Below are 13,312 nucleotides of genomic sequence, written 5' to 3' on the forward strand. Positions count from 1 at the left end.
CAGGGGCAGTAGAGGCGATTTCGCACAGGCAACTGCGTAAGTCCTAAACCTCTATTCCTACTATTCGAAATAAGGGTTTCTTGCTGGTGAAATCGGCTTTGGGGAGCTTTTTTCTCATCGCACAAGCATCAAATCGTGGTGCCGAATGTAGGCTGACTGTCCGCGCCACTGCACCTCGTACCAAATGTCACGCTGGCCTACTACCACCAATCGGTCGCCGGCGGCGGCGGTGGTGAGCCAGGTAGCCCCGGGGCTGGGCGCTGCCATCAGTGCCGCGGCAGACCTGGATACGATGCCCACCTTCTCCGGCCCGAATATGTTTAGGTACACAACCGTCAGCCCTACATAGGCGGCGTAGACCGCCCACCAGCCAGCGCCTGTCTGGCGGTGCCGCACCAAAAGCAGGGTGCCGCCTATGACCGCACCCACCAATAATACCTGTAGGACGCGGTAATAGTAGCGTCGAACGGTGATGAACAGTTGTTGTTGCCAGGTGTTCGTATAACCAGTAAGGCGATAATTCTGAGCCAGCTCCGTCATTTTAAGCCAGGTCGCCGCCCGAGGCTGACGCGCCTGGGCAAGGCTTAGATAGTAAAGCGCAGCTGGATAATGCTCCAAGCCTTCCTGGATATAAGCCATGCGCAGCAGCAGGCGTGTCGAGACCAATTGTTCCTGCCGCAATACCTGTCGATATAATGGATATGCTCGCTCGTAAGCCTTGGTTTCAAACAGAGAATCTGCTTTAGCAAGAGCTGAGCTATTCTTTTGGCCCAGAACAGGTTGGCTGAAAAATGCCAAAAAAGAAAAAAAGATACAGCTTTTTTAGCAAAACGTTTGGTGGTTAAGGAGCGCCCCTCTACTTTTGTACCCGCAATCAAGGAAGGCGTTTCCTGGTTGCAAATAAACGATTCTGTAGCTCAGCTGGTAGAGCAATACACTTTTAATGTATGGGTCCTGGGTTCGAATCCCAGCGGGATCACAAAAGCCTCAACGAAAGTTGAGGCTTTTTCTTTGTTTAGCTGAGTCGTTACGATTCGAAAAGCTGTATTCTCAGTTTAAAGCTATAAAGGGCGTATGAAAGCGGGTTGGGCATTGTCCTGTTGGCTCTTTCGAAGCGTGATAATTCCCTAACCTGCTCTGAGAAAAGGTTAATTGGGTTAATAGAGGACAACCTACGGTGCGCATACTTCGTGCTAACACCGAAAAACTGGCTTCCAGGCATGGGTAAAAAAATCTCCCCGTTGTACGTCTGGCCTTAGCCGAGGCGTTTTATTACTTTTTCCAGCAAGGCTTTGGTTTTCCGAATGCCTTCCTCCTCGCCTAATACCTCGCCTTCGTATTCAATACCGACGTAGCCCTTGAAGCCTGAGTCGCGGATGATTTTGAACATTTTGTCATAATCCGTTTCGATGCAGTTGCCCTTTGCGTCAAAGGCAAGCGTTTTGGCGCTTACCCCCTTGGCTACCGGCATCCATTCTTTTACAGCTTTGTACTTATCGTATTCTTCCACGCACTTCCCACGGTATAGCTCGGCCGTGTCGCGCCGAACGCAAAAGTTGCCGAAGTCGGGCAGGATGCCCACGTTGCTCCGTCCGACTTTTTTGATGGTGCCCAGCAGCCATTGGCCGTTGGAGGAATAGCTGCCGTGGTTTTCCACGATGATATTGAGACGGGCCTGCTGCGCGTATTCGCCCAATCGGCTTAGCCCCTCGGCGGCAGCCTGCTGCACCTCCTGCGCCGGGCCTTTGCCAAACGCGTTTACCCGGATACTCGCGCAGCCCAGGTAGTGAGCGGCATCTATCCACTTATAGTGATTCTCAATAGTTTTTGTTCTTTCCGCCTGATCAGGCGCACCCAAGTCACCTTCGCCGTCAATCATGATCAGGTGATTCTTAACGCCATGGTCGCGGCACCGCTGTAGCAGTTCCTTCAGGTATGTCTGGTCCTGGGCTTTATCTTTGAAAAACTGGTTCACGTACTCCACGGTGCTAATACCAAATTTCTGTCTGGCAGCGACCGGAAAATCCAGATTGCTCATCTGCTTGCTAAAGAGCGTTTTGTGCAGCGACCACTCGGCCAGGGAGATTTCCAGCGCTGGTTTAGGAGCCAGCTTCTCAGCCACTAACTGCGGCGCGAAGCTGATGGCGGCTGTAAAGGCGGCGGTGCTTTTTAGAAACTGACGACGGGTGGTGGTCATAAAAAGGACAGAGTAAAGAATAATTGATTAAAAATCTGCTACCGCCATCTGGCGGGTATCATCGTGGCTGCCTCCCGCACTATAAATTGTCAGTTAGGAAATCAAGGGCAGAATCCAGTCGAGCAGGAGCACGCCCAGCAGCCCCACCACCGACACGATGGTTTCCATGGCCGACCAGGAGCGCAAGGTATCGCGCACTGACAAGTTAAAGTATTCTTTGAATAACCAGAAGCCGCTGTCGTTGACGTGCGAGAATAGCAGGCTGCCCGCCCCGATGGCCAATACCATTAGGTTTGGATTTACGGATGTTTGAGCCATAGTAGGCAAAATGACCCCGGCCGCCGTGAGGCCCGCTACCGTGGCTGAGCCCAGGCAAACCCGAATAAGGCCCGCGATCAGCCAGCCCAGTACCAACGGTGGCAGCCCGGTGCCTTGCATGCCCACCCCAATAGCGGAGCCGGCTCCGCTGGCCAGCATCACTTCTTTCAGGGCTCCGGCTCCGCCGATGATGAGCAGCAACAGGGCCACGTCCTGAACAGCCGCACCGTAAGTTTCCATTACCATTCGCATACTTTTACCCTGGCGCAGGCCCAGGCTGACCGTAGCTACGCCCACCGACAGCAGCATGACTATGCCTGGGTCGGCTAAAAGCGCCAGGGTTGGGGCTAGTGCACCATCTGTGGGCAAAGCGCCCTGTAAACTAAGCACGGGTGCCAGTATCAGTACCGGCAGCAGGGAGGAGAGAAAGCTGTTCCACCGACCCGGCAGCTCGGCGCCTGGTCGTGGCTCGCGCACAAAACCCGTCAGGGGCCGCGATACCAGGCCCCGCAACGTGCGGCTGTACAAAGGGCCGGCAATAATAACGGCTGGCACCGCTACCAGCAGACCATACCCGAACGTTGTACTTACCTTGGCCTGAAAAAGCACTACCAACGCCGTAGGAGCCGGGTGCGGGGGGAGAAAGCCGTGCAGAACGGAGAGCGCGGCGAGCATAGGCAGACCCACAAATACGGCCGGCAGCCGGTACTGATAGACTACGGAGAAGATCAGTGGTATCACCAGCAGAAAGCCTACGTTATAAAACAGAGGAATACCGATGATAAAGCCCGTAGTCATCATCGTCCACTGGATATTTTTGGGCCCAAACATGCCGACTAGGACAGCGGCAATCTGCTGGGCCGCGCCACTTTCCGCTACCAGCTTGCCGAGCATGGCACCCAGCACCACCACCAAGGCCACCGAGCCCAGCGTATCGCCTAGGCCCTTCTGCACGGCGGCCAGTACCTGTCCGGGGGGGAGCCCCAGAGCCAGGCCTGCTGGAATAGTAACCAGCAGAAAGGCCAGAAACGCATTCACCTTACCCCAGGTAGTAAGGGCAATAAGCGCAAGCACTGCCAGCAGAATGATAAGCAAGGTCATGGAGCGATCAGCAAGGAGAAGGCTAATGTAGAACTAACGCGGCTGTGGCTATGCAATTACTCGGAAAGCGCCTGGGGGGCTTTTTTTGCTTCTTTAGCCGTTGTTGCCACTTTATTAAATAATTGGTTTCAAGATGCTTATTGTCAAGCTAATAAGTCCTGAAATGTATTTGTGAAGAGCAGGAAGAGGAAAATGCTCCTCAAAATTCGCTGAATCTGCGCTGGCCGCCGTGCGACGCAGCCCCATCAGGGAAGCGCCTCTGCTCTGGTACGGCGGGCCTACTTTCTGCTTGCTTCCCCGGTAGAGGCGGCCGGTGCAAAGCGCAGCCCGCCCAGCTGACTTACCGGCGATTCTATGAGCAGGCGCAGCGTATGCGACCCAGCTGGCAACACGGGTGTAGGCAGCGTGATGGTGGTCCAGGCAGTACCGGCCGGGACGGTAACCGTGCCTACTGGCTGAGTGTCTAGCTCCAGCCGGAGGCGGCCGGGCGTAGTGCCCGGTTGCAGACGCAACTCGGCGGTATAGGGTCCGCCTGCGGCTACTTTTACGGTATATGTCAGCCACTCGCCCGGTTCCAACTGGCTCACGGCAAAGCCGTTGGCCGCGTCGGGACTGGGGCTGATATCCACGCCGTCGTTGCGGTAGGCCTGGCCTTGGTTGGGGGGCGTATGGTCGCGGTAGTCGGTGCGGGCCGAGAAGCTGTCGTGGTAGGCCACGCCGTCGCGGCCCAGGTCGTAATCGGTGGCGGGAATGGTGCCGGGAATAGTGTGGGGGGCAAAAGGTGCGCGCGTGCCGGCCGTCTGGGTGAGAGCCGCCAGTACATCCCGGTTTATCTGGCAATTGGCAAACTGCACGTTGCGCAGCAGCGCCGTCCGTCCCTGGGGCGTGAGCAGACTACCGTAGGGCGCCACGCGCAGCAAGCCCGCCCCGGAGTCCACGCGCTTGATATTCCAGTGGCACCAACCAATGTTCTGAGCATTCAGGCCCTGCACGGCGGCGGCAAACCACTCATTGGAGTTCTCGCCGGTTTCGCCCACCCACACCGGCACCTGCCACCGGTCGCGGAAAGCCACCAGGTTACGGATTAGGTTAACTTGATTCGGGTTTGGGTCAGTTGCCTCGGGTGCGTTGGTGCACCAGTAACGGTGGGCGTTATAAACAAGGTTGGTACGGTCGCGGACGCCCAGCTTGTCGGGGGTGAGGTTGGTGTAATCGTTGCCGTAGCCGTTGCCTTCCAGCAGGATTAAATGCTGGTCGTTCTGGGCGCGCACGACCGTAATCAAGCGGGCGTAGAGGGCGCGCAGCTCCTGATTATCAGCCGATAACCCATTGGCCGCATTCAGATTATGGGGCTCGTTGATGAGGTCGTACATGGCAATGCGCGAGTCCTGCTTATAGCGGGCTGCCAGCTTCTCCCACAGGCGCACGGTCACATCCTGATAAATGAGCCGACCCTTTTTGTCGCGCCGCTTCCACAGGTCCAGGGGGCGGAAATTATCGTTGATGTTGCGGTCGGTGCCCTGGCCGCCGGGGGCCGCGTGCAAGTCCAGAATGACATACATCTTATTAGCCGCGCACCAATTCACGACGTCATCAATGAAGCGAAACCCCTCCAGGTTTTCATCGGTGAACAGCTGATTCTGGTCGTGCCAGGTGCCGAGCTGCTCCACGTAGGCCGATAATTGCGCCTCACTGCGCGGGTTGCGGAGTACGGCCGTGCGGGCACGGCGTTGGGCCGGCGTCAGAAACAAATCGTAGTGAAAAGGCAGCCGGACGGCGTTAAACCCCTGCTTGCCCAGAAAATCAATGTCGGCCTTAGTAATGAAGTTCTTACGGTATTGCCGGTAAAACTCTTCTACTTCCGCCTCGGGCATGGTACGGAGCAGACCCTGCTGAATACGCCACTGACTATTGAGCGTATCGGTGCCCAGCATATAGCTTTCCTGGAGCAGCCAGCCGCCCACGTTGTAGCCCCGCAGCACTACCTCACGGCCGGACGCGTCTACCAGGCGCGGGCCGGCCGCGTGCAGAGGGCTGAGTGTTTGGCCCAGGCAAAAAAGCCCCCCACTCATTAAGTAACAGATGAGCAGGCCCAGGTAACGGCCGGAAATGAGAAGCAGGCGGGAAGTTTGGGGTAAGTGAGTAGTCATGATGCGGGACTTAAATCGCTTCCCCACTTCGGCCATACAGCCGCCTGCCGCGGGCGATGATCAAAACGTTTTAGGAAGGAAGCAGAGAGGAAAAAGAGGCGCTTTCGTGAGCGGCCACTTCAAGATCGGTCCGATAAGGTATAAGGCTTTTGCGAAAGAAAAGCCCTCCCATTTCAACCAAAAAAGCCTCCCAGTCGCTTGCCTGACGCTTAAGGCACACGCTTACCCAACTCGTCAAATGCTTGTCTGGAGCGCCTGGGTGAGCTTGCGGGCCGGCGCGTCCTGTTGGCTTTGGCGCTTAAAAAACAATGCCGTCCCGGAAAAATATGCCCTTGTCCTGGTCTGGGTTCGTGGGTGTACCTCGGTTTTGAGGAAGTTTATGGGCCTGGCCGCCGTTAGTCCTGGCGCGCGTTTGCAAAGCAGCGCTACATAAGGCTGGCATAATTGGCAAAAAGCCCCCCATAAGAGGAGCTGCTGCATTTTACTTAAATTTCTACAGGCTATGTATGTGAGGCTCGCGAACGAAGAGAAAAAACTCGCATGGCCTCAGCTTACCTCGCCCCGCAGTACTTCCAGCGGCGGGCGAGTGAGCACATCACGGCTGTTGAGCAGGCCAATTATGGCCGTAAGAGCTGTTGTCAGAATGGCCAGCAGAAGCAGCGGGCCGATTTGGGGCACGAAGGCCACTTCAAATACGAACGCGCCCAGGGCCCAGGCGGCCATGACCGCTAACCCCAGCCCCGCTACTGCCGCCAGGAGTCCCAGCAGTGCGTATTCGACCAGGGTAATACGCAAAATTTGCCCCCTGCTCGCGCCCAGGGTGCGCAGGAGCACGCTTTCCCGCACCCGCTGGTAGCGGCTCACCACCACCGAGCTGACCAGTACGAGCAGGCCGGTGGCCATACTGAACAGGGCCATAAAGCGGATGACAAAGGAGATTTTGGTGAGAATCTCGTCCAACGTTTGCAGAATCAGCCCCAGATCAATGGCCGACACGTTGGGGAAATTCGTGACCAGCTCGCGTTGCACGGCGGCCAGCGTGGCATTGTCGGGTACGCGGGTGAGCAGGACGTGGAACTGCGGGGCCGGCTCCAGCACACCGTTGGGAAAAACGACCAGGAAGTTGGTTTGCACCCGGCTCCAGTCGACGGTGCGGGTGCCGCCCACGATGGTGACCAGCGGCGCACCCTGCACGTTGAAGGTTAGCGTATCGCCAATTTTAATCTTTAAACGTTCTGTAAAGCCGTCATCGAAGGACACGCGCGGGATGCCATCGGAGCCCAGGAAGGGCGGGCGGCCGGCTTCCAGCGTTTCGGAGCTGATAAGCGAGTCGCGGTAAGTCACGCGGTACTCCCGGCCCAGCGCGCCTTTGGAAACGCCGCTGGCCGTGTCCTTTTTCAGCTCCGCCGCCGAGCGCCCATTGATGGCCGATAAGCGCATGGTCACGACGGGCACTTCCTGCAATACGGGCAGGCCGTTGCGTTTCACGAGTTGCGTGACGCCTTCCCGCTGGGCTGACTGGATATCAAACAACACTAGATTCGGCTGCCCGCCCGTGGACGATATTTCCACCTGGCTCAGAAGCAGACCCTGCAATAAATACAGCGTGGCCAGCAGAAACACGCCCAGGCCAATGGAAACCGTTAGCAGTAAGGTCTGATTATTAGGCCGGTACAGATTGGCTAGGCCCTGCCGCCACACGTAGCTCCAGGAGCTGGGAAAGTAGCGCCGCACCAGCCGCCGCAAGCCTTCGCCCACGCCGGCCAGCACCCCAAACGTGAGCAATAAGCCCCCCGCGAAGCCTAAGGCCAGCTTCCAGTCGCGGGTTTGGAGGTAGGCGAAGCCGGTGATGAACAGGAGTATCAGCCCGTACACCACACCCCGCAGCGGATCGGGGCCGGCGGTGTCTTCTTCCAGCGAGGCCCGCAACGTGCGCAGGGGCGACACCCGCCGAATGCTCAATAGGGGCAATAAGGCAAACAATACGGCCACGAACACGCCCGTAACGATGCCCTCGGCCACCGCCGACCACGAAATGGCCACGCTCACCGTGACGGGCAGAAAGCCTTCTACCACCTTCGGCAGCAATAGCTGTATGCCCGTACCCAGCGCCGCGCCCAAAATGGCCCCCAGCAGCCCCATAAGTGCCGTTTGCAGCAAATAAATCAGGACGGCCTGCCAGCCGCTAGCCCCCAGGCAGCGCAGCACGGCCACGGCAGCCACCTTCTCGCGCACGTACAAGCTCACGGCGCTGGCCACGCCCACGCAGCCCAGCAGCAACGCCACGAAAGCCACCAGATTCAGAAAGCGGGTGACGTTGGTAAAGGAGCGGCCCGTCTGCCGCTTGCGCTCGGCCACGGTGTCGCTGTCGATGTTGGCCTGGTCGAGGCGGGCAGTCAGGGGCTGGATAAGCTGGTCGACGTTGGTGCCCGGCGCGAACTGATAGTAGGTACGGTACTGCACCCGACTGCCGCGCTGCAACAGGCCGGTTTGCTCCACCAATTCGCGGGGAATAAACACCGTGGGCGCTACGGAGGCGCTAAATCCGGATTGGCCCGGCGTCTTGCGTACCCTTCCCACGATGCGAAACGTCAGCTCGCCTACCTTAATCGAGTCGCCGGGGCGGGCGGCAAACTGGGCCAGCAGGGCATCATCGACCAACGCCACGCGCTGACCGGCGGGGCCGGCTTCGCGAAACGCGGCCACGGCGCTGCCGGGCTCCGTAAGCCATTCGCCGTAGTAAGGAAAGCCCCCTGTGAGGGCCCGCACCTGCGCCAGACGCACGCCCTGGCCCTTGGGGAACTGCACCAAAGAAGCAAACGCTACCTCCTGGCTGCGACGCTCGCCGAGCCGGCGCAGCGTGGTTTGCAGGGTAGAATCAAACGGCTGACTGGCCGAAAGTACCAGATCGGCTCCCACCAGCTCGCGGGCCTGCTCGTCGATGCTGCGAGCCAGGTTATCGCCGAAGCCATTAATGCCCACCAGCGCCGCGATGCCCAGCACGATGGCCGAAGTGAAGAGCAGCAGGCGGGAGCGACTGCGGCGGCTGTCGCGCCACGCCATGCGCCAGATAAAGAGGAAGTTGGACATTGGAGTCTTGGGGGCTTGGGGCTTAGTTAATCGTCTGTCATCCTTGATCTGGCGTCCGCTTGCGAAGGACCTTATCACATTCAAAACGATGCGTCTAATAACGACTTGTGCTGATGTGATAAGGTCCTTCGCAAGCGGACGCCAGATCAGGATGACAGGCGGGCTATTTCCGCGCTTTCCTGGTTTACCGTGTCTGACACCACGCTGCCGCCCTTGATACGCACGATGCGCTGCGTTCTGGCCGCCAATTCTAGATCATGAGTGACCAAAACTAGCGTGGTGCCAGCTTCGCGGTTCAGCTCAAACAATAGCTCCACCACCGTGGCGCTGGTGTCGGCGTCGAGGTTGCCGGTGGGCTCATCGGCGAACAGGATTTTGGGCCGGTTAGCGAAGGCGCGGGCCAAAGACACGCGCTGCTGCTCGCCGCCGGAAAGCTGGGTAGGGTAGTGGTGGCCGCGCCCGCCCAGCCCCACGCGCTCCAGCAGCTCCTGAGCCGTGCGGGTGCCGCCGCGCACGCCCCGCAGCTCCAAAGGCACCAGCACATTTTCGAGGGCCGTGAGCGAGGGCAGGAGTTGAAAATTCTGGAAAATAAAGCCCACATGCTCGTTGCGCACGGCGGCGCGCTGGTCTTCGCTGAGGTCGTCGAGCTGGATGCCATTGAGCCAGACGCTGCCCGCGCTGGCGCGGTCGAGGCCGGCGCAGAGACCGAGCAACGTGGTCTTACCACTGCCTGAGGGGCCTACAATAGCAAACGTGTCCTGGGCTTGTAATTCAAAGCTGACAGCTTCCAGCACCGTGAGGTCGCGGCCGCCGCTGGCGTATGACTTGGTGAGGTTTTCTACTTTAAGCACGAAGGATGGGCGTATGTGTTGTTAAAAAGAACGATAACGGAGGGAGTGGCTGCACTTTAAACGACGTTTTAATCTTTGTAATACTTTTTATCGTTACGCTTATATCTCAAAAATGCCCCCTACGCATGAAAACCCTATTATCCGTATTTAGTTGCTGCCTGCTGCTCACGCTAACCAACTGCGGCTCCGATTCGCAAACCACTACATCCGTTGCTACCCCACCGGCTGCTGATAAAAAGCCCGCTACGGCGCGCTCCCGCACCATTCTGTTCTTCGGCAACAGCCTGACGGCCGGGCTCGGCGTAGAGCCGGAAGAAGCATTTCCGGCGCTGGTAGGCCAAAAGATTGACTCCGCCGGCCTGGGCTACACCGTGATAAATGCCGGCCTGAGCGGCGAGACAACCGCCGGCGGCCGCAGCCGCGTGGGTTGGGTACTACGCCAGCCCGTAGAGGTGTTCGTGCTGGAACTGGGCGGCAATGACGGCCTGCGCGGCCTGCCACTCACCGACACCCGCCGCAACCTGCAAGCTATCATCGACACCGTGCGCCGCATCAGCCCCCAAACCCAAATCGTGCTGGCCGGCATGCAGATCCCGCCCAACTTAGGCGCTGATTATGCCACCCAGTTTAAGCAAACCTATATCGAGTTGGCCCGCGAAAACAAGCTCGTGCTCATTCCTTTCCTGCTCGAAGGCGTGGGCGGAGTAGTCAAGCTCAATCAGCCCGACGGCATTCATCCCACGCCCGCTGGCCACCGGCTTATTGCCCGCACCGTGTGGGATATTTTGCTGCCACTGCTAAAGCAACCAGTGGCAGCGGCGCGGCCCTCGTGACCTCACCCCCGGCCCCTCTCCTCAGGGAGAGGGGTGCGTTCTGGAAAAATGGTTGTCGTAGTCGTCGGCTGGCTCCCCTCTCCCCGAGGAGAGGGGCCGGGGGTGAGGTCACGCGCCAGGTTCTGACACTCGCTTCCCCGCCAGCTTCTCAGCTCGAAACAAATCATCGCTGGCCTGCAGAATCTTCGCTTTCAGCTTCGGATTATAGTCTGGATGCTGGGTTAGAAAAGCGCGAACGGTGCGGGCCGCGGTCGGCGTCTGGTAGCTGCCGAAAGAGGCTTGCAGCCAGGAATACGGGAAGAAAATATCCCCCGTCTGCTGAATCTCAGCTAACAGATTCAGGCTTTCCGGCAAATATTTCTCCGAAGTTTCAGCGCGCAATGGATGGTGCAAATACCCGAGCGCCGCGACCACCCAGGCCTCTTTGCTGCGGTTCTTTTCGTCCTTGAGCGAAGCAAAAAATGCGTCTCTGGTTTTCACATCCGCCGACAGCGCGGACAGCAAAAATCCCATGCGTTTTTTGCGGTCTTCGTTCTTGATTCTTGCTAGCTGCTTCCGCAAAATTTCACCGTCGGAAGCGTGGTTACGCACGGCTAGCGCCAGCGCCAGGGAAGTGTAGTCATCTTCCGTTAATTTAACGCCATCCGGGGCCTTTTCCGCAGCCCATACATCATACAATCTGGCCTGCGCGGCGGGGGTCAAGGCCACCGACTGGTACGCTTTAAATAGCTGCTTTTTAGCGTTGCTGGTGGGGTTTTGCTGCATCGCCTGCCAGATCTCATTTTCCAGGGCAGCAGCAAGCTCCGGGCGTTTTGCGGGGGACAAAAATTTCCAGAAAATATCGCTTAGTTGATTGGTCAACAGCTTCAGATTCAGCTCCTCTTCTTCCTCGCTGAGGCCCCGCCGATTTAGCGCCAATAGCTCCAATGGCGTCACCACGCGTCCATCGAGCATATTCTCGTACAAATTCACGTATGCCGCTGCCCGCGCCACCGGATTTTGCAGGGCAAACACGTTGGCGGGCATTTTCTTATCCACCGGAAACAGGCCGTAGCCCAGACCCGTCGAATTAAAGAGAATATACGTGGGCACCGGCTCACCTTTCAACGTATTGAGCGTTACTTGGCGCTGGTTCATGTTTATCGTAACCTCTTTGTTACCAGTGGGATATACTAAAAGTATCTCGAATAGCTGCGGCCAGATCCGGTCCGACTTGTCTTCCGCTTTCTGGGTCAGGGTCAGCTTCGTTATTTTGCCCCCCAGCGTCTGCAAATCGTACGCAAATACGGGCCGGCCAGGCTCATTTACCCACACCTGATTCCAGGCCTGCAAATCGGCCGGCGTACGTGCGTCGAGCAGGCTGATCAGGTCAGGCCAGGTGGCGTTGCCGAAGGCGTATTTGCGGAGATATTCCTGCAAGCCTTGCTGAAATTTTTCAGGTCCCATCAGCCGCTCCAATTGCCGCATCATAATGGGCGCTTTGTGGTAAATAATATTGCCATACAGTGAACCGGCGTCCTGCAGATTCTCCAACGGCTGCCGAATCGGATTCGCACCTTCCGTGCGGTCGATGCCGTAGGCGGCGGGGAAATGATCCAGCACGAATTTGAGGTCGTAATTGGAGTTCTTGACGGCAATCTGGGTGATTTTATCGGCCATGAAATTGGCAAATACCTCCTTCATCCACACGTCATTAAACCACTGCATCGTCACCAGATCACCGAACCACATGTGGGCGGTTTCGTGGGCAATGAGGCTGGAGCGCGCAAGCTTCTGATCCTGCGTGGCGCCTTCATCCAAGAACAGCGTAGCCGCCTTATAATCGATGGCGCCCACATGCTCCATGCCGCCGTACTGAAAGTCGGGCAGGGCCACGAAATCAAACTTCTGGAATGGGTAGGGAATGCCCGTATAGCTCTGCATAAACGCCAGCGCGTCGCTGTGAATCTGGAATATCGGGTCCAGACTCAGCTTCAACTTGCTCTGGTCGGTTTCGCGGTGCAGAAAGTGCATGACGCGGCCCTTTTCCTGGCGTGAAATTCGCTGAAATTCACCGGCCGCGAACGAGAACAAATACGTGCTGATTGTATCGGAGGGCGCGAACCGATACGTCTTGTTGGTGGCGGTAACTACCGAGTCCTGCAGGGGCCCGTTGGCCAGGGCCTGCCACGCTTTTGGCAGGGTCAGGGTGAGTTGAAACGTCGCTTTCAGGCTAGGCTGCTCGAAGACCGGGAACACCGTGCGGGCGCGGTCGGGCACCAGCAGCGTGTACAGAAAATCGTCGCTCCGATTCAGCGATAAATTACCGGCCACAAACTCAATATCGATCCGGTTTTTGCCCACCTGCAAACTTGCCGTTGGGATAATAATATGCTCATCGCGGTGGTCAATAGCAACGGGCTTCTGGTTGACCACGAGGCGCTTGAGATGGTCGGTATTTTCTTTGAAATCGAGTTGTAGGGGGCTTTTATTTTCCTTTAGCAGAAAGGAGATAGATTCGGTAGCCGGAATCGGCTGTTCTTTGGCGGCCGGAATGGTGAAGTGCAGTGCATACGCCAGCTCCGACACTACCTGGCTGCGGTAGGTGGCCAGCTCTTGCGAAACGCCTTTTTCTACGGCTATGTCGTTTGTTTCCGTTGCTTGGCTGCAACAAGCCAGCACGGCCACGGCGAAGCAGAATAAACCAAACTGTACGAACTCACTGAACCTGTTTTTCATAAAGGGAAAGCAGCGGGAGAAAGCCACAAGATTAACCTAAATCAGCGGATGCAT

The 13,312-nt window shown here is 57.6% G+C and carries 8 protein-coding genes and 1 tRNA gene; 2 read left to right on the top strand and 7 right to left on the bottom strand.

The window, feature by feature from the left end:
- Positions 1–114 precede the first annotated feature (114 nt).
- Complete coding sequence (locus tag B9A24_RS14780) at positions 115–681, bottom strand: hypothetical protein (protein ID WP_234997315.1); 567 nt, start codon at positions 679–681, stop codon at positions 115–117.
- Between the two features lie 225 nt (positions 682–906).
- Between B9A24_RS14780 and B9A24_RS14785 the strand changes: the two genes are divergently transcribed.
- A tRNA-Lys gene (locus tag B9A24_RS14785) sits at positions 907–979 on the top strand.
- Positions 980–1,255: 276 nt separating this feature from the next.
- Here the strand turns inward: B9A24_RS14785 and B9A24_RS14790 are convergent.
- From B9A24_RS14790 to B9A24_RS14815, 5 genes are all read right to left on the bottom strand, one after another.
- On the bottom strand, positions 1,256–2,197 hold the full coding sequence (locus tag B9A24_RS14790) for a sugar phosphate isomerase/epimerase family protein (protein WP_084446800.1): 942 nt from the start codon (positions 2,195–2,197) through the stop codon (positions 1,256–1,258).
- 93 nt (positions 2,198–2,290) lie between these two features.
- The gene (locus tag B9A24_RS14795) at positions 2,291–3,616 is read right to left on the bottom strand and encodes a gluconate:H+ symporter (RefSeq protein WP_084446801.1); all 1,326 of its coding nucleotides are present in this window, start codon (positions 3,614–3,616) and stop codon (positions 2,291–2,293) included.
- Between the two features lie 278 nt (positions 3,617–3,894).
- Entirely contained in the window at positions 3,895–5,766 is a 1,872-nt protein-coding gene (locus B9A24_RS14800) for a cellulase family glycosylhydrolase (protein ID WP_159452063.1), read from the bottom strand.
- 546 nt (positions 5,767–6,312) lie between these two features.
- Complete coding sequence (locus B9A24_RS14810; RefSeq protein ID WP_234997317.1) at positions 6,313–8,856, bottom strand: ABC transporter permease; 2,544 nt, start codon at positions 8,854–8,856, stop codon at positions 6,313–6,315.
- A gap of 146 nt (positions 8,857–9,002) precedes the next feature.
- Positions 9,003–9,707 carry an ABC transporter ATP-binding protein gene (locus B9A24_RS14815; protein ID WP_084446804.1) on the bottom strand — a complete coding sequence of 235 codons (705 nt, stop codon included), beginning with the start codon at positions 9,705–9,707 and terminating at the stop codon, positions 9,003–9,005.
- A 125-nt stretch (positions 9,708–9,832) separates the two neighbouring features.
- Between B9A24_RS14815 and B9A24_RS14820 the strand changes: the two genes are divergently transcribed.
- On the top strand, positions 9,833–10,540 hold the full coding sequence (locus tag B9A24_RS14820; RefSeq protein WP_084446805.1) for an arylesterase: 708 nt from the start codon (positions 9,833–9,835) through the stop codon (positions 10,538–10,540).
- Positions 10,541–10,648: 108 nt separating this feature from the next.
- Here B9A24_RS14820 and B9A24_RS14825 read toward each other — a convergent pair whose 3' ends face one another.
- Positions 10,649–13,258 carry a M1 family metallopeptidase gene (locus B9A24_RS14825; RefSeq protein ID WP_084446806.1) on the bottom strand — a complete coding sequence of 870 codons (2,610 nt, stop codon included), beginning with the start codon at positions 13,256–13,258 and terminating at the stop codon, positions 10,649–10,651.
- Between the last annotated feature and the right edge of the window lie 54 nt (positions 13,259–13,312).

Origin of the sequence: Hymenobacter roseosalivarius DSM 11622 (assembly GCF_900176135.1) — a bacterium.
GTDB classification, from domain to species: domain Bacteria; phylum Bacteroidota; class Bacteroidia; order Cytophagales; family Hymenobacteraceae; genus Hymenobacter; species Hymenobacter roseosalivarius.

Bases quoted from the DNA above. Each gene is read 5' to 3' on its own strand.
- B9A24_RS14790 (WP_084446800.1), bottom strand. From the start codon at position 2,197: ATGACCACCACCCGTCGTCAGTTTCTAAAAAGCACCGCCGCCTTTACA.
- B9A24_RS14795 (WP_084446801.1), bottom strand. From the start codon at position 3,616: ATGACCTTGCTTATCATTCTGCTGGCAGTGCTTGCGCTTATTGCCCTT.
- B9A24_RS14800 (WP_159452063.1), bottom strand. From the start codon at position 5,766: ATGACTACTCACTTACCCCAAACTTCCCGCCTGCTTCTCATTTCCGGC.
- B9A24_RS14810 (WP_234997317.1), bottom strand. From the start codon at position 8,856: ATGTCCAACTTCCTCTTTATCTGGCGCATGGCGTGGCGCGACAGCCGC.
- B9A24_RS14820 (WP_084446805.1), top strand. From the start codon at position 9,833: ATGAAAACCCTATTATCCGTATTTAGTTGCTGCCTGCTGCTCACGCTA.
- B9A24_RS14825 (WP_084446806.1), bottom strand. From the start codon at position 13,258: ATGAAAAACAGGTTCAGTGAGTTCGTACAGTTTGGTTTATTCTGCTTC.